General features: G+C 67.3%; 16 protein-coding genes. 1 reads left to right on the forward strand and 15 read right to left on the reverse strand.

What is annotated here, in order from left to right; genetic code table 11:
- Positions 1 to 9 precede the first annotated feature (9 nt).
- The 4 genes from AC13GF_RS04405 to AC13GF_RS04420 form a co-directional block, all read right to left on the reverse strand.
- A complete protein-coding gene (locus AC13GF_RS04405) occupies positions 10 to 1,047 on the reverse strand; it encodes a fimbrial protein (RefSeq protein WP_483003425.1) in 1,038 nt (345 codons plus the stop codon).
- Positions 1,038 to 3,602: a fimbria/pilus outer membrane usher protein gene (locus AC13GF_RS04410; RefSeq protein WP_483003709.1), complete on the reverse strand. Its 2,565-nt coding sequence runs from the start codon at positions 3,600 to 3,602 to the stop codon at positions 1,038 to 1,040. Before AC13GF_RS04410 ends, AC13GF_RS04405 begins: the two co-directional genes overlap by 10 nt.
- Before the next feature lie 92 nt (positions 3,603 to 3,694).
- The gene (locus AC13GF_RS04415; protein ID WP_032128056.1) at positions 3,695 to 4,423 is read right to left on the reverse strand and encodes a fimbrial biogenesis chaperone; all 729 of its coding nucleotides are present in this window, start codon (positions 4,421 to 4,423) and stop codon (positions 3,695 to 3,697) included.
- 85 nt (positions 4,424 to 4,508) lie between these two features.
- Positions 4,509 to 5,048: a fimbrial protein gene (locus AC13GF_RS04420; RefSeq protein ID WP_032128057.1), complete on the reverse strand. Its 540-nt coding sequence runs from the start codon at positions 5,046 to 5,048 to the stop codon at positions 4,509 to 4,511.
- A gap of 459 nt (positions 5,049 to 5,507) precedes the next feature.
- Here AC13GF_RS04420 and AC13GF_RS04425 point away from each other — a divergent pair, with 459 nt between their 5' ends.
- Complete coding sequence (locus AC13GF_RS04425; protein ID WP_010482007.1) at positions 5,508 to 5,873, forward strand: hypothetical protein; 366 nt, start codon at positions 5,508 to 5,510, stop codon at positions 5,871 to 5,873.
- A 10-nt stretch (positions 5,874 to 5,883) separates the two neighbouring features.
- Here the strand turns inward: AC13GF_RS04425 and pncB are convergent, their stop codons facing one another.
- From pncB to xpsH, 11 genes are all read right to left on the reverse strand, one after another.
- The gene (gene pncB / locus AC13GF_RS04430) at positions 5,884 to 7,062 is read right to left on the reverse strand and encodes a nicotinate phosphoribosyltransferase (RefSeq protein WP_149908772.1); all 1,179 of its coding nucleotides are present in this window, start codon (positions 7,060 to 7,062) and stop codon (positions 5,884 to 5,886) included.
- 109 nt (positions 7,063 to 7,171) lie between these two features.
- Positions 7,172 to 8,011, reverse strand: coding sequence for a glycosyltransferase family 2 protein (locus AC13GF_RS04435; protein ID WP_483003426.1), 840 nt, complete (start codon positions 8,009 to 8,011; stop codon positions 7,172 to 7,174).
- A complete protein-coding gene (locus AC13GF_RS04440) occupies positions 8,008 to 8,862 on the reverse strand; it encodes a glycosyltransferase family 2 protein (RefSeq protein ID WP_483003428.1) in 855 nt (284 codons plus the stop codon). The genes AC13GF_RS04435 and AC13GF_RS04440 overlap by 4 nt, the downstream gene beginning before the upstream one ends.
- Positions 8,863 to 9,466: 604 nt before the next feature.
- Positions 9,467 to 11,668, reverse strand: coding sequence for a type II secretion system secretin GspD (gspD, locus tag AC13GF_RS04445; RefSeq protein WP_483003429.1), 2,202 nt, complete (start codon positions 11,666 to 11,668; stop codon positions 9,467 to 9,469).
- A gap of 9 nt (positions 11,669 to 11,677) precedes the next feature.
- Positions 11,678 to 12,472 (reverse strand): hypothetical protein, encoded by a 795-nt coding sequence (locus AC13GF_RS04450; protein WP_483003431.1) that lies wholly within the window; start codon positions 12,470 to 12,472, stop codon positions 11,678 to 11,680.
- Positions 12,462 to 13,181: a type II secretion system protein GspM gene (gene gspM / locus AC13GF_RS04455; RefSeq protein ID WP_483003432.1), complete on the reverse strand. Its 720-nt coding sequence runs from the start codon at positions 13,179 to 13,181 to the stop codon at positions 12,462 to 12,464. Before gspM ends, AC13GF_RS04450 begins: the two co-directional genes overlap by 11 nt.
- On the reverse strand, positions 13,156 to 14,301 hold the full coding sequence (locus AC13GF_RS04460; protein WP_483003434.1) for a PilN domain-containing protein: 1,146 nt from the start codon (positions 14,299 to 14,301) through the stop codon (positions 13,156 to 13,158). Before AC13GF_RS04460 ends, gspM begins: the two co-directional genes overlap by 26 nt.
- Complete coding sequence (locus AC13GF_RS04465) at positions 14,298 to 15,161, reverse strand: type II secretion system minor pseudopilin (protein WP_483003435.1); 864 nt, start codon at positions 15,159 to 15,161, stop codon at positions 14,298 to 14,300. The genes AC13GF_RS04460 and AC13GF_RS04465 overlap by 4 nt, the downstream gene beginning before the upstream one ends.
- Positions 15,158 to 15,790 (reverse strand): type II secretion system protein J, encoded by a 633-nt coding sequence (locus AC13GF_RS04470; RefSeq protein WP_483003437.1) that lies wholly within the window; start codon positions 15,788 to 15,790, stop codon positions 15,158 to 15,160. Before AC13GF_RS04470 ends, AC13GF_RS04465 begins: the two co-directional genes overlap by 4 nt.
- Positions 15,787 to 16,206 carry a type II secretion system protein XpsI gene (xpsI, locus tag AC13GF_RS04475; RefSeq protein WP_126930192.1) on the reverse strand — a complete coding sequence of 140 codons (420 nt, stop codon included), beginning with the start codon at positions 16,204 to 16,206 and terminating at the stop codon, positions 15,787 to 15,789. The genes AC13GF_RS04470 and xpsI overlap by 4 nt, the downstream gene beginning before the upstream one ends.
- On the reverse strand, positions 16,203 to 16,697 hold the full coding sequence (gene xpsH / locus AC13GF_RS04480) for a type II secretion system protein XpsH (protein ID WP_126930191.1): 495 nt from the start codon (positions 16,695 to 16,697) through the stop codon (positions 16,203 to 16,205). The genes xpsI and xpsH overlap by 4 nt, the downstream gene beginning before the upstream one ends.

Raw genomic sequence — 16,697 nt, forward strand, 5'->3', positions numbered from 1 at the left:
GGGGCCGATTTACTCGTACTGGATGGTGAAGGTGGCCTGGCCGTTCGCGACACCCGCACCCACCGTGCCGGCCTGGGTCTGCACGTAACGGGCGCGCAGCGGCAAGGTCATCGTGCTGGTGCCGGGGGTGGTGGTACCGACGTTGACGGTCTGGCCGAAGCGCACTTCGCGCTCGGTGCTGCCATCGCGCTGGACCATCTGGATGCCGATGCGGGTGGCGCTGTTGGTGGCCGCGCTGAGCTTCAGCACGCCCGGCATGTTCGAGCTGTCCTGGTCGGCATCGAGGCGGATGCCGATCTTGCTCTGATACTGCGCGACATTGCTGCCCTGGCAGTTCAGGCGGATCTCGAAATCGCGATCGACGGCCTTGGAACCGACACCGGTAAAGGTGGTGTTGGGCACACTGCCGAAATCGACCGCAATGTTGCGGCTGCCGGCCTGCACTTCGCAGGTCGGGCTGACCACGGTGGTGCCCGAGCCCCTGAAGGTCGAGGTCAGCACCGGACGGCTGGGACCGTCACCATCAAAGTAATAGGTGGTGAATCGACCGTTCGGTGCGATCACGCCCGAACCGGTCTGCGCGGCGGTCTTGATCAGCTGGATGCGGAACTGGCCACCGATCAGCGAGATGGTGGAGTTGGCACCGAAGTTGATGGAGTGCGGGTAATAAGTCTGGATCGCACCGGAGTCGCGGAACAGACGGATACCCACACCCGCAACACCGGTCTCGTAGACATTGGAGAAGCCGGCCACCGGCCGCTTCTGCGGCGCGTTGACATACTCGCCTGTCGAGTAGCCGCCGTACCAGTAGTCACAGCGCGCAACGCTGTTCTGCTGGTTGATCGGCACGCTGATTTCCTTGATCACGCCGCCTACCGGTGTGCTGGGCAGAATGACGATCTGACCCATGTCCATCTGCACGTCCTGCGCAACAAATCCATTGATCTGGATACGGCACGCGGCGCTGGCCTGCTGAGCCAGCATCACGCCGCCCAGCAATGCAAGGGCACTCAGCGCCTTGCGGCCACGGGAAGAGATCATCGGCATGCTGCCTCCAGCGGGATGAAGCCGGTCTTGGACGCATCGGCGCCCGCCGGAACCTGGTAATCGACGGTGCAGCGCTGGTCGGCGCCGGCGCCCCACTCCACCAGCAGGCTGCCCTGGTTCTTTTCACTGCGCACGTACAGGCGGCCACCCTGGCTGACCATGCCCACCGGCTGGCCCTGCTCATCCTTGACCTGCGCACCGAACGGCATGGTGCGGCCATCGGTGTTGCGCACCTGGATCAGCAGCGCGTTGCCCTTGCGGGTATCGAAGCGCAGGTAGCTGATGGCACCGGCGAACGGCGCGATCGACTGGCTGGTGCTTTCCAGCTCGACGTCGTGGGCCATGCCCTGCGGGTCGAGGGTGACGGTGTTGAGGCGGTACGGCGACACGTACGGGACCACCGCGTAGCCGCGGCCATCGACGCGCAGGCCCGGGGCGTTGCTGACGATCGCATCGCGTGCGCCCGGCGCTTCCACCAGCACCATGGTGTCGCCACGCTGCGGGGTGAAGGTGAAGCCGCCTGGATGCACGACCACGCTGCCGTTGGCACCGACCGAAGCCTGGCGGAAGTCCCGCGAGTGGCTGTAGGTCGCATTCAACGCGCTGTAGCGGCTGCGGTATTCCGCACTGCCCACTGCGGTGGTGCCACCTTCGCGGGAGTCGGACAGCGCCACGCCGTAGCTGAAGTTGTTGTCGACGCCGGTCGAACCGGTGATGCCGACGCGGCTGTTGTCGTAGCCACCGCGCTCGCGCACGCCGAGGTCGGCGCTGAACGACACCGGGTGCGAACCACGGCCCAGCGGCACGCTCATCGACAACAGGTACTGGGTGTCGGAACGGCCCAGCACGCCCTCTTCGGTGCGCAGCGCCGAGAAGCCGTAGTTCACCGAACGCCAGGCGTTGTTGTAGCCCACCTGGTACTGCTTGGAGGTGCCGGGGCGGTCGTAGAAGTCACGCACCGAACCGGTCACGTACAGCGCGCCGCCACGACGGCCCAGCGGCTGGTTCAGCGTTACCTGGAACTGGCTGCGCTGGCGGCCACGGGTGGTCGGATCGATGCCGCGCTTGTCCGAATCACGGCCGTACAGCGCATCCTGCAGGCTGTAGAAGCCTTCGGTCGAATAGCGGTAGGCGGCCAGGGTCAGGTTGGTCCCGGTCTCGCCGATCATGTTGCTGTAGCTCAAGCGCACGCTGGCACCGGTGTGGTTGCCGTAGTGGTCGAACGTCGTACGGGCGTGGGTGACGTCGGCGGCGAACGCGCCGACCGGCGTGGACAGGCCGACGCCGTACAGCAGCGACAGGTAGCCATCGCTCAGTGCACTGCCACCGTACAGGGTCAGCTGGTTGCCGATGCCGCGCTGGTAGGTGCCCTGCACCAGCCACGGCTCATCGGCCAGCAGCTTGTTGCGCACCTGGCCGGCCGTCAGCGAGTAACGCGACACGCCTTCGCGCAGCATCTGCGGCACCGAACCGAACGGCACCTTGAATTCGCGGCGGCGACCATCGGCCTCGATCACGCTCACTTCCAGATCGCCGCCGTAGCCGGTCGGGTACAGGTCGTCGATGACGAAGCTGCCCGGCGACACGGTGGAGGAGTAGATCAGCTGCTCGTTCTGGCGCACTTCGATGCGTGCATTGGTCTCGGCGATGCCGCGCACGACCGGCGCGTAACCGCGCAGCGAATCGGGCAGCATGCGGTCGTCGCTGGCCAGGCTGGCACCGCGGTAACCGATCGAATCGAACAGTTCACCGGTGGTGTAGGCCTCACCGATGGTGAGCATGCCGCGCACCTGCGGGATGCCGCGCTGCGCATAGGTGGCGATGCTCTGCCAATGGCGGCCGTCGCCCTCGGACCAGGTCAGGTTCGAATCGTGGCGGAACTGCCAGCCACCCAGGTTCATGCCCGCGTTGAGGCCGAGGTAGGCACTGCGGTTGCGCTGGCCACCTTCGACGCGGCTGTCGCTGTCGATGGCATTGAAGCTGTAGCCGACGAAACCGGCATTGATGCCACGGTCCCACAGCGCCGGGTTGACGTAGCCGCGTGCCTCACGGCGCAGGAACACCTGCGGGATGCTCAGGTCGTAGCGCAGGTTGCCGCTGTCATAGACACCATAGGCATTGGCCATGCGCTGCTGGACCGGCACGCAGCTGGTCTTGTCGGTGGGCACGGACGGATCCTGCTGCAGCAGCACGGCCTCGCTGTCCACGCCCATTTCTTCCAGCATCGGCAGCGGCAGGCAGGCGTCGACACGGCCCTGCGTATCGGCCTTGAACTGCAGATCGCGACGGCCCTGCCAGGCACCGTTGACGTAGACGTCGACACGATAGTTGCCGGCCACCATCGGGTTGCCATTGCTGAAGGCCGCCAGGTCCACCTGCTTGGCCTGGCCGGACAGGAAGCTGGAGTTGAACTGGGCCGATTCCGGTGCACGCGCATTGGCCGCACCACTCTGCGCCATCAGCGCCTGTTCGCCGAGATTGGCCGGGGCAGCCAGCGCCCATCCTGGGCAGGCCACGCCAGCAACCAACAGGCAAAGCGCCTGATGGATCGACAATGTCAATCTGTTTCCGATCACACTGACATTCCTTCAATTCGCCGCACAGCGGCGGTGGCGGGATGCGCAGGCCAGGGGCCAGCGCGGCGCGTTCAGCCCCCGGTGCTGCCGAGGCGGATGGTGTGTTCCACCCGGCCGCCGTAGTCGTTGATGGTGATGAAGCGGACCTGGTCGGTGCCCGCCGGTGCGGCGAACTCCAGGCTCTGCTTCGGCGCGACCATCGCGCCCTTGTCCTCGACGGCCTTTTCACTGCTGCCGGTCACGGCATGTACTTCGGCCAGAGTGACGTGGAAGGGGCTCGGGTTTTCCACCCGCAGACGGTCGCCCGTGCGGGTCCAGCGCAGCGCTGCCGGCGCGTCGTTGGCGACGCCCTTCAGGCCCTGCGGCCGGTAGAAAAGCTTCAGGCGCGAACGAAACGCGACCTGCAGGTAATTCTGTTCGCCGCTGTCGGCGTTGTCCGGGGACGGCGGAACATCCAGCACGTTGAGCCAGAACACCGACTCACGGTCGGTCGGCAGCTGCGCGCCGGAGAAGATCAGTCGCAGCGCCTGGCTGCGGCCCGGCTCGACACGCGCGATCGGCGGCGTCAGCACGAACGGGGCATCGCTGGTATCGGCGGTCTGGTTGGCGTCGCCGCTGTCGATCCAGGCCTGCACCAGCGCCGGCGAATCGCCCACGTTGTCGACCTGCACGGTGACTTCGCGCGCCTGCGCCGGATAGATCACTCGCGTGCCATTGACCACCACGCCGGCCAGAGCGTTCTGGCAGAAGGGCAGCGTGAACGCTGCCAGCAGCAGCGCCCGGGGAAAGAATGCTTTCATCGGAAGTACTACGCTCGAGGTATGTGGCCAGGGGCCGCGATGCACTGGCCGGCGCGTACGCCGGCCAGTGCGGGTACGACTACGATCAGTTGTAGATGATCGTGTACTTGACGCTGCTGGTGACGTCGCCCGGGGTGGCGGCGGCAGTGGCGTAGTACTCAGCGTAGTAGTTCAGGTCGGCCGAGCCGTCGGTGCCGACGGTGACCCACTGCGAGTTGGTCTGGGCCTGGCCAGCGCCTGCAGCCTTGATCGGCAGGACCTGGTTGTTCGAACCCAGCAGCTGCAGCTGCACGTTGGTGGCAGCGTTGGCCGAAGCCTGGTTCAGCAGGCGGCCGGTGTTGAAGTCAACGGTCGAACCCGGCTCGAAGTAGGTCGCGACGTTGCCGGCGCTGCACTTGGTCAGGTTGATGGCGAACGGGGTACGACCGGCAACGTTACCGGCGGCGGCCAGGGTGTTCTTGGACACGGTCGGCAGGTTGACGGAGAAGTCCTTGCCGCCCGGGGTCGAGATGGTGCAGGTCTTGTCGGTCACCTTGCCGTTGAAGGTGATGGTGCCGTCGGCGGCGTTGGCGGCCAGCGGAGCGGCGGCCAGCATCAGAGCGGCGATGATATTGATCTTGTGCATTCGCTTTTACCTAACCCTACTGAAGAGATGAGAAGTAGAGGAGGAAGCAAGGAGCACTGCCGGGCTATCAAGACCCATCCTTGCGTCTCACCTGTGGCCGGACTCGGACATACCTTCCCCTGAATCCGTGACGCAAGTATAGGCACAACTGTGATGAAAGTCTCATTATTTTTCTGAACGACAATTTATTGACGCCTCGAATGTGACGTGTTAGGCGAAATCGAGGTCCGGGGAGCGCAAGGGATTTGACGGTGGCCGGATCAGGCCACAAACGACCCTGCATGACGCACCTGGTGGCGCGTTCGGCATGCGCGGGAACAGGCCTTTTTAAGGTGGAAATCACCTTATTTGATGCGCATCACTCTTTGTTGGTGACGGCCCTAGCAGATTCGAAATCGTCCTATTAAAGGCGGATCGAACCTGTCGCTAACTAGGACACACCGAACCAGAGAACGTGTCATGAGGAACTCCATTCTGCTGTGCGTGGCCCTGATGTCCGTCAGCGCACTGGCCCAGGCCAGCAGCGGCAGCATCCGTTTCAGCGGCCGCATCGCCGAGCCGGGCTGCACGACGGCCCTGTCCCAGGGTGAGCTGAGCCTGGCCGCCTGCCCGCCCTCGGCCAAGGGCTCGACGGTGGCCGTGACGGCTCTTGCCGATGGCCAGGCCGCGACGCTGCGCGACGGCAAGCGCCAGGGCCAGAAGCTGTCGGTGTCTGCCAGCGCGATGCGCGCCGGCGATATCGCCTTCTCCGAGCGCTACAGCGTGCAGGCGTCGAAGCAGCAGCCGCTGCAGGGCGCCTACCTGGTGGTGGTCGACTACCTGTAAGCCGACGTGTTTACGCCGGCGGCAGCTCGAAGACCTGGCGCAGATAGGCCAGGTAGCCCGGGTCGTCGCACATGCTCTTGCCCGGCGAATCGCTGAGCTTGGCCACCGGCTGGCCGTTGCAACGAACCATCTTGATGACGATGTTGAGCGGCGTTGGCCCCAGATCATTGGTCAGGTGGGTGCCGACGCCGAAGGCGACCTGGCAGCGACCACGGAAGTAGTCGTACAGGCGCATCACCTTGGCGATGTCGAGCCCATCGCTGAACACCAGCACCTTGCTGCGTGCATCCACCCGGCGCTGCTGGAAGTGCGCCAGCATGCGGTCGCCCCAGTCGAACGGATCGCCCGAGTCGTGGCGGACACCGTCGAACAGCTTGCAGAAGTACATATCGAAGTCGCGCAGGAACGCATCCAGGCCGACCACGTCGGACAGTGCGATGCCGAGGTCGCCGCGATACTCGCGTGCCCACGATTCCAGTGCCGCCACCTGCGAATCACGCAGGCGTGGACCCAGCGCCTGGAAGGCCTGCAGATACTCATGGGCCATGGTGCCGTGCGGGGTCATGCCGTACAGGCGGGCGAAGTGCACGTTGCTGGTGCCGACCAGCTGCGGGCCGAGCGCATCGCGCAGCAGCGGCAGCAGACGGGCGTGCCAGTCGCGCGAGTAGCGGCGGCGGCTGCCGTAGTCGGCGATGCGGCACTGCTCGAACCCCGGGGTATCACGCAGCAGCGCGGCCTTGGCCTGCAGGCGACGCTCGCCCTCGGCGAAGTCGGCAGTGGTGGTGTTGCGGAACCAGACTTCGTTGATGATCGCCAGCAGCGGCACTTCGAACAGGATGGTGTGCAGCCAGGGGCCGGTGATGTCCAGTTCGATCTCGCCGGGCACGGTCTTCGACGCGCGCAGCTGGATGTACTTGCGGTCGAGGTGGAACAGGCCGAGGAAATCGGCGAAGTCCGGCTTCACAAAGCGCAGGCCACGCATGTAATCCAGCTCTGCGTCGCTGAAACGCAGGCTGCACAGGTGGTCGATCTCTTCGTCGATCTGGTCGATGTAACGGGCCAGGTCGATGCCGGGCGTGCGGCACTTGAACCGGTACTGCACCTGGGCACCGGGGTGCTGGTGGAGCACCGCCTGCATCATGGTGAACTTGTACAGGTCGGTGTCGAGCAGGGACTGGATGATAGGCATGGGGCGGATTATGCGCCCGGCAGGGTGAACCGGGGTGGCTGCGGCCACGCTCTGCTCTCCGCGGAACAGCGATGGTAGATCCACGCCATGCGTGGACGCCCTTTCGGCTCTACAACGACCTGCGCAGCAGGCGCGGCACCAGCATCAGGGCGTGCGCCCAGATCGCGCCCCACACCGCCACCCGTACCGGCAGCGAACGCTGCCTGGCCTCGAACTTCTGGAAATAGCGCCACAGGCCCTTGTGCTTGTGCCATTCGACGAAGAACGGCCGCGAGCGGCTGGAGACGCCACGAACGTGGGTGACCTGCAGGTCATTGGCGATCGCCACCACCGCCCCGGCTTCGCGTGCACGCCGGCACAGATCCAGGTCCTCGGCGTGCAGGCGATAGCCGGCGTCCCAGCCTCCGATGCAATTGAACAATGCACGCGGCATCATCAGCAGCGCACCGGACAGCGCCGGCACCCGCTGCAGCACCTGCTGCGGGTCACGCGGCACCGCCAGCTTCGAGCCCTTGCCCGGCGAGCGCAGCATCATCAGGAAATCCGGGTCGCGGCGACGCACGGCTTCGTCGGCATGGCCCTGCTCGTCCACCTGCTCGACACCGAGCAGGCAATCGCCCAGTGCTTCCGCGCGGCTGCGCAGTGCGGCCAGTGTTTCCGGTTCGACCATCAGATCCGGGTTGATGAAGGCCAGCCAGGGGCTGTGCGAATCGGCCACGCCCTGGTTGTTGGCGGCGGCAAAGCCGGGGTTGTCCGGATTGCCGACGAAACGCACGCGCGGATCATGGCTGGCATGGCGCTGCACGATATCCAGCGTGCCATCCATCGAGCCGTTGTCGATCACCCGAATCTCGGCCACATCCTGCGCCTGGCGCAGACGCGAGAGACAGGCATCGATGGTGCTGCCGCTCTGGTAGGTGACGACGATGGCGGCAATGGCAACATTCAAGCAGGAGGCTCCGGCGCGGAAGACGGGACGAACAGGTCACCCTGTTCCTTCGGCATTATCGCCTGCCGCATGCGCTCCTGCAGGTCGGCACGCAGGCCATGCAGCGGATCGTGCATGAGGAAGTCGGCCAGCCTAGGCACCCAGCCCGGCCAGCGCGCGGCCAGGGCCTCGAGATCGCCATCACGGCTGATCGCCTCCCCTGCCCGGCTGACGAAGGCGGTCTCGCACAACACGTTGCGCCATCCCAGGCCAGCCATGCGCAGGCTCAGGTCCACCAGAGCCGCGTTCCAACCGCCGTAGCTGTCCACGTCCAGGCCGCCGGCACGTCGGCGCGCGTTGCCCCGCACCAGCACCGCGTGGGTGACCGCCGATGGCAGCTCCGGGTGCAGCGTCGGCAACGTGGCGCAGGTATGCGCCAGCAGGGCCGGATCATGGGGTTCGGGATTGATTTCGCCCAGCCGTGGCCACGCAGCGGTTTCGCCGGCATTGCACCACGGGGTTGCAGTCGCGATGGCGGCATCGCGGGCGAAGGCGTCCTGCAGCTGCTGCAGCCAGCCCGGCGCTGGCACGCTGTCCGGTGCCAGCACCGCTACGTCCATGCCATCACAGGCGCGCAGCATCTCGTCCAGGTGGGCGACTTCGCCCAGCGGCCGTGCGCGCCGGGTGTACTCAGCCTGCAATGGCGTATGTGCCAACCAGTGTTTCACCACCGCCTGCGCACGTGGCCCGGTCTGTGCATCGTCGGCCAGCCAGACCGCGGTGCCCGGCGCGGTGCCCGCATCCAGTGCGGCCAGGCAGCGGTCGAGCGCGGCATCGTCCACGCACAGCGGCAACAACACGATCGCCCCCATCCCGCCTCCGTGGTTGTCGGTAGCCACAGCCTAGCACTGGGAGGGTATCGGCCGGGTTGCACCCGGCACCGGCACCGGCAGAGGCCAGAGCCAGAGCCGAAGCAACAGCAGAAGCAACAGCAGAAGCCGGCTATCCGTGGGATGGCGGGGTGGGTCCGGTTGCGGGGGACGCCGTAAACCCATCCCTGGGGGCTTGGCCGCGGCATCCATGCCGCGGACACCCCCGCAACCGGACCCACCCCGCCTTCGACAGATTTCTGCGATCTGTCGGGCATTGCCTTCTGTAGAGCCGAGCCATGCTCGGCTCAGATGTTTCGGATCTCGAAATATTCGATTTCGATGGAGAGTCATCCACGCATGGCGTGGATCGTGTCGACCAAGGTCGACACCTACCAACAGCAGCAGGCAACTGTCGAAGGCGGGGCACTGTGGGTTTGCGGGGTGTGAGCCGCATGGATGCGGCGACCAAGCCCCCAGGGACGGGTTCACGGCGTCCCCGCAAACCCACAGTGCCCCGCCCTCCCTCAGTAAACCCGCTGTTGCTGTTGCTGTTGCTCCAGCTCCGGCTTCGGCGGGTGCCGGGCGCAGCCCGGCCGTAAACCCCTTACTTCTTTGCGCGCGGCTGGTTCAGCGGCTCCATCGCCCGGAAGCGCTGGCTGTACTCGTCGGTCAGATTGCGCGCTTCCTGGCTGTTGCGCACGATGCTCGGGGTCAGCAGCACGATCACTTCGGAACGACGGCTGGTGCGGCTCTTCTGCCCGAACAGCGCGCCGACCACCGGAATCCGGCTCAGGCCGGGAATGCCGCTGCTGCCATCGGTGGCCGAATCAGTGATCAGGCCGGCCAGCATGATGGTGTCGCCGCTCTGCACCGCCGCTTCGGTCGACAGCTTCTTGGTGGAAATCCGCGGGTTGCAGTTGCGCTCGGTCGGGTTGCAGTTCTCCGGCACGTTCGAGGCGCTGCTCACTTCCTGCACGATGTCGAGGAACACCGTGCCATCGCGGGTCACGCGCGGGCGCACCTTCAGGATCACGCCGGTGTCGATGTACTGCACCGAGCTGTAGCTGCTGGTGCCGATGCCGGTGTTCACCGTAGTCGTGTTGATCGGCACCTTGTCGCCCACGTTGAGCGTGGCCTCGGCGTTGTTGCGCACGAACACCGAGGGGGTCTGCAGCAGGCGTACATCGGTGACCTTGTCCAGCGCGCTCACCACCGCCGCACCATTGTGGCCGGTGAACGCCCAGCCCAGGCCTTCGCCACCGGTCGCGGCACCGGCGAAGCTGCTCCAGGAGCCGCCAGCGGCGGCCGGCAGCGTCACGCCACCCAGTGCGCCGGTCAGCTTCTGCCCGAGCACCGCGTTGTCGAAGAACCAGTTCACGCCGTACTTCAGGTCGCCATCCAGCGAGACTTCGGCCACCTGGGCTTCGATGTGCACCTGCAGCGGCATCACGTCCAGCTTCTCGATCACCTCGCGGATCGAGCGCCAGGCCTGCGGGGTCGAGCGCACCAGCAGGGTATTGGTCTCCTCCACCGCCGACACGCCCACGCGATCGCCTTCCACTTCCAGGCTGACGCTGACGTTGCCGGACTGGCGCTGCGGCAGGTTCATGCTGCCGTTGCCGGTACCGCCGGAACCGCTGCCCGGGGTCGAACCGAAACTGCTGCTGTTGTTGCTGTCCATGCCACGATCACCGTCGCTGCCCAGCTGCGATGGCATCGCACCCGGGGCCAGCGAGGCCGGGCTGGAACCACCGCGGTTGCCGCTGCTGGCGAAGGCTTCACTGAGCCGTTCGGCCAGGTCGCGTGCCTTGATGTAGCGCAGCTCGTAGGAGAACAGGCGGGCACTGCCACCGGCGGTATCGATGCGGTCCAGCCACTGCTGGATCTGGTCCAGGTAACGCACCTGCGGGGTGATCACCAGCACGGCGTTGGCGTTTTCCAGCGGCAGGAAGCGGAACATGCCGGCGCTGGGCGTCTTGCTCTCCTCGCCGAACACTTTCTCCAGGTCGGCAGCCACCTGCTCGGCCTTGCCCGACTGGATCGGGAACACGCCCACCGACATACCCGACAGCCAGTCGACGTCGAAGATCTCGACGGTGCGCATGTAGTTTTCCAGCTCGGCGCGGGTACCGCCCAGGGTGATCACGTTGCGGCCGCTGTCGACGTTGACGATGGCATTGGGCCGCGCATACGGCTCCAGTACCTTCTTCATTTCGGTGGCGGAAATGAACTGCAGCGGGATGACCCGTACCTCGAAGCCACGCGCACTGGCAGCCGGCGCCGTGCTCGGCGCGACCGTACCGGCCAGCGCCTGGTCGGCGGCGACGATGTTGTAGCGACCGCCGCTGTAGACCATGCGTGCATTGTTCCAGCCCAGCACCATCTCCAGCAGGTTCAACGCCTGTGCCGGCGACACCGGCTTGGGCGTGGCCAGGGTGACCGTGCCCTGCACCCCCGGTGCGATCACGTAGTTCTGGCCCAGCATGTCACCGAGGATGGCCTTGACCACCGCGTGCACCGATTCGCCTTCGAAATTGAAGGTGGCTTCACCGGTGCTGGCGCCATGCAGTGCCGGTGCCGCTGCGCGCGCGGCTTCGCGGTTGATCATGGTGCCGGTGCCACGGCGGATCACCGCCTGCGGAGCGCCCTGGGCGTCACGGGCAGCATCTGCGGCGACATCAGCCGCCTGGCCGGCCTCGGCAGTGGGCGACAGATTGCCCTTGCGCTGCACATGCGGCGCGGACACGGTGCTGCAGCCGACCAGCAGCGCGAGGGCAAAGGACCAGGGAAGGAAACGCAGGCTCATGCATTCACTCTATCGGTTGGTGCCATCGCCCGGGGGCGGCGACGGTTGTTGCTGCTGTTGTAGTTGCTGCAGCTGGCGGCGACGGGCCTGGATGCGTTCGCGGATGGCCTGCATCTGCGCTTCGCTGGGGCCGTTGTTGGTGGCAGGCGGTGTGGCGGCCGCCGCAGCCGAAGGCGCTGGCGCACTGCCAGCAGGCGACGGCGATGGGGGTGCCGCAGCCGGCGGCGGTGCAGGCGGAGCGCCTGCCGGGGGCGGCACAACGATCGCACCAGCCGGCGGCGCACCATTGGCGCCGCGCAGCACGGTCGGCGGCTCACCGCCCTGGCCGTTGAATACCGCCAGTTCCAGCACCTGGTTGCCACCGGGGCCGATCACGGTGGCTTGCCGCGGTTGCAGTGCCACCAGCTGCCAGCCGTCGACGGCTTCACCATTGAGGCGCAGGCGCAACGAGCGGTTCTGCTCGGTGGTGAAGGTGGCCATGCCGAAGTCGCCGGTCAGCAGCACGCCGGTCAGGCGCAGCGCGGCGCTGGCAGCGGGCTCGCTGCCACCGAGCAGGTAGGGCTTCGGCCTGCGGTCCTCGGCGAACAGCGGTCGCTCGCCGATCGCGCTGTAGCTGTCGGCGCTGGCCATGCGCTCTGCGGCCAACGGCGGCAGCACCGGCAGCAAAGGAACCGCATCGGCATCGCCATCCGCACCGGGCAGCTGGCTGCCCAGACCGAAGCCGGTAGCCAGCCAGACCGCTGCCGCCCAGCCGGCCAGTGCCAGCAGGAAACCGGTGCGCAGGCTGATCTGCTCAAGCTTCATCGGCCACCTCCTGCCCTTCTTCCGGCGCAGCCGGTGCGGCTGCGGGTGCCGGTGCAGCCGAAGGCGGTTGCGGCGCCGCGCCCGGCTCGGCTGCAGGTGCCGGCGCAGCGCCATCGGCAGCGGCACCGGGCAGCAGGTAACCGGCCAGTTCGAACGACACGTCCAGGCCGAGCCCGGATTCATTCGGCGACTGCTGGAAGCGCTGCGCGATCAGGTTGAGGTTGTCGACGAACAGGCGCGGGCTGCCGGTCTCCAGGCTGTGCAGCACCGTGGCCAGTTCGGCCACACCGCAACGCAGGCGCACCTGCATGGCCACACGCACGAATTCGGCGTCCCGGCGGTTGTCGGTCAGGGGCGTGCGGTTGCTGATGGTGCAGCTGCGATTGCCCGGGCTGGCCATCGCCACCGCATCCTGCAGCTTCGCGCCAAGCGCAGCGGCCGCAGCTTCGGCGGTGGCCTCACGCAGGAAGCCCGGCCGCTGCTGCAGTGCCTCGCGGGTGGCGCGCAGGCGCTGTTCGATCTGCGGCTGCTGCTGCAGCTGCGCCTGCACGCGTTGCTCGCGCTCGCGCAGCGCGGCTACGTCGGCATCGATTTCGCGCAGCGGCTGGGTGAACCAGGGGTGCACCAGCAGCAGGTAGGCCAGGCCCAGCACTGCCAGCAGCAGCGCCAGTGCCAGCCAGCGGTCACGGCGTGCGCTTGGCATCGGCATCGGCCGCCTCCCGGGTCGGGGCCGCAGCCGGCAACGGTTGCAGTTCGGCGGTCATGGTGAAGCGGTCACGGCCACTGGCGGCGCCATCGGCCTGCAGTACGCCGGTCAGATTGACCTTGCGCCACTGCGGCGCATCCTGCAGCAGCTGCACCAGCTGCGAGGCCTCGCGGCTCAGGCCGATCAGCTGCAGGTTGTTGTTCTCGATGGCGAGCTTTTCCAGGTAGGTGCCCTCCGGCAGGCGCCGGGTCAGTTCATTCCAGATTTCCACCGTTCCAGCGCGCTGGCTACGCTGCTTTTCCAGGAACGCAGCACCATCGATCAGCGCCTGCAGCTGCGCGCGTTCGCTGGCGACACCACGCGCACTGCGCGCACTGCGTTCAACCTGCGCACGCAGCTCATCGGCGGCGGCACGGCGGTTGTCGAGCAGCTGCAGGGCTGCCAGCACCAGCATCACCAGCGCGGCCACGGCCAGCAGCACATTCCAGCGCCGCGTCGGATCCACCCGTAGCTGGCGCTGCCCCGGTGGCAGCAGATTCACCTGCAGGGGGTCACCCTCGGCGTCGATGGCATCGACACCGGCCAGTGCATCGGCCCACTGGCCCACGCTGGCCCGCCACGCTTCAAGCTGGCGCAGTGGCCAGGCGATCAGCTCGACCTGCAGCTGGCCCTCTGCGGCGCCCCCGAGTTCACGCACGTCATAGCTGACCTGGCTGGATTCGAACGGCGTCTGGCGGTCGATCTCGAAACCGACCACAGCGCGCAGGCGGTCAGCCGCAGCCGCAGGCAGGCGCAGATGACGACGCAGTACCTCGCTGGCCGGCAGCAGCCACACCCGCGGCAGGCTGCGCAGTCGCGGTTCCAGCACGCGGTCCAGTTCGGCCGGCGACAGCGGCCATGGCACACTGGCCACCGCTTCGCGGCACTCACCGGCCTCTCGCCAGACCTGCAGCTGGTCACCCTGGCGCTGCAGCAGCAGGCGCGCCTGTGCCCAGCCCAGTACCCACTGCCAACGTGCCGGCACCCAGGCCAGCAGCGATTGCCGCCACCAGCGCAGGAAACGGCCGGCGCCAGGGCCGATCCGGCCCTGCACCTGCCGCACACTGTCCTGCCATGCCGTCATCTTGCTGTCATTCCCTGCTCCCAGCGAAGCACTGTGTAGGACCGCCCGGGAACCCCGCCCGAGCCATTGCGTACCACTGCCTGCAACACCGACCGGCGTCCACTGCCGTCGGTGGCACGAGACTCGATACTATAGGTGCCGCTGCTGCTGGCAAGCGTTGTCGCACCGCCAGCGGTATCTGCGTCACGCTCCTGCTGTGCGCGCTGCGCCAGCACGGTATCCGCATCCAGGCCCAGTGCGGTCAGCACCGGCGCGCTGGCGAACTGGGGATCCGGGCGCGCCTGGCGGCTGTACAGGGTCAGGTGTGGCAGCATGGCCTTGTACAGCGGGCCGCGCATGCCCAGTACCCGCTGCAGTTCGCCGAGCGTCTCGAAACGCTTGTTGCGCGGGCCATACGGCAACCCGGCCGCCGCATAGTCGGGCGCTTCGGCACCGCCCCCCGGCTGCAGCAGGCTGTCTTCATCACGCCAGTCGACAATGGCGCCGGCCATCTGCCGGGCTGCCCCTTCGTCTTCGCCGAGCGCCTTGAGGAACGCCGTCAGCAGGGACACGTCGGCCAGGTTCACGTTGATCTTGCCGTTCTCGTCCAGCACCTTGATCTCGATGCTGGCGTCATCGAACTGCCAGCGGTAGGTGCGGCCATCGGCACGCCAGGGCGCCCGCAGCGGATCGGCTGACAGGCGCAGCAGCGCGTACTCCAGGCCGGCGCGCGCCCGTTCCTGCCCACGTGCGTCATCATCCAGCACCCGCTGCTGCAGATGCTCGACCCGTGCGCTCAGCGCGAACGCACCGACCAGCGCGGTCATCAATGCGATCAACCACAGCACCAGTACCAGTGCCGCACCGTGTTGCCGGTTCATCGCGCGCCTCCGCTGCCACCGGTACGCGGCGCCACCACCAGGGTGGGCCAGGGTGCACCCCTGGCCGGGACGATCTTGATCTCCACCAGCATCGGCAGGCGACGGGTATCGTCCCAGCGCGGCATCCAGTCGCTCATCTGGCCGGTACTGGCATCGATGCCGCGATAGCGCAGCTGTACCGCCTTCAGGTTCTCCACCAGCACTTCCGGCGGGCGCGGCGGGTTCTCGGCGATGCGCTCGCCTTCCTGCAGCAGCACCAGGTCCAGCAGCAGGCGCTGCTGGCCATCGCGGCCGTCCACCTGCAGCGCGTGCAGGTAGGCTCCGCCACGGCCGAGGTAGCCCGGCAGATCGGCGGCGAACAACATGCCCTGCTCTTCGCCCTGGAAGAAGATCGGTTCGCGGGTGGGATCGGGTACTTCCAGCGGCGTGCGCAGCGCACCGGCCAGCTGCCGCCGCAACAGCGCCTGCACCGCGCGCATGCGCTCACTCTCGGCCGCAATCTGCTCGCCACGCTGGCTGACCGCCATCGCCGAGCGCACGCTGGCGAACGCCAGCGCCAGGCCACCGGCCAGCAGCACCGTGGCCAGCATCACTTCAACCAGCGTGAAACCTGCAGCACGGCGCTTCATCGCGCACGCTCCAGGTCCGGCGGCAGCAGGCGCAGGCTGCGCCATCGCAGCTGTTCGCGTTCGCTGTCACCCCAGCGCACCTGCAGCTGCAGTTCGGCCAGCCAGGGGCCACCGGCCGACTGTGGCTGCACCACGCTGCCTGCACGTGGCTCCACCCACGGCTGCACCTGCAGTTCCCAGTGGTAGCGTCCCTGTTCCCAGTCGCCCTGCTGGCTACCCACCTGCAGCGGCGTGGCGACGCCGGTTTCGGCCAGCAACGACTGCGCATGCAGTATCGCGCGCGTGCGCAGTTCGGCCTCACGCACCTGCCTGGCGCCGCCTGACAGGCTGCCCAGCAGCAGGGTCAGCGCCAGCCCGAGCAGGGCAAAGGCGATGATCACTTCCAGCAGGGTGAAGCCGCGGGCGCGCCGCTTCATTGCGCCCGCCAGGGGCCGGAGCGGACCTCACCGGTCAGCCAGCCCACGTCGATACGCCATTCGGCATCATCACGCTGCAGCCGGATGCGGCCGCCGCTGGAGCCGCCGTCGGGATGGAACTCGATCACGCCCTGTCCTGGCGCGGTGGCCAGCTGCGCGGCGCCTTCGAACTGCACCTGCAGCTGTGCCGGCACGTCACCGTGGCGCTGGTTGGCGCCTTCCCAGCGCCGCTTTGCCGGCTCGATGACAAAGCGCTGCGGCTCGCCGCGGGCGATCGCCTGCGCGCGCACCATGCGCAACTGGTTGGCGATGTCCTTGCCGGCACTGCGCAGCTGCATGCCGGAAAATCCGCGCGACAGGCCGGCGGCGGTAATCAGGCCGATCGCGGCGATCAGCGCGATCACCAGCAGCATTTCCAGCAGCGACAGGCCCGCTGCGCGCCTGCCGGGCAGGCGCGGGCGTGGCAACCGGCGCGGCAGGAAATGCGACAT

It is taken from the genome of Stenotrophomonas sp. 22LJNL06-5-1 (genome assembly GCF_056861455.1).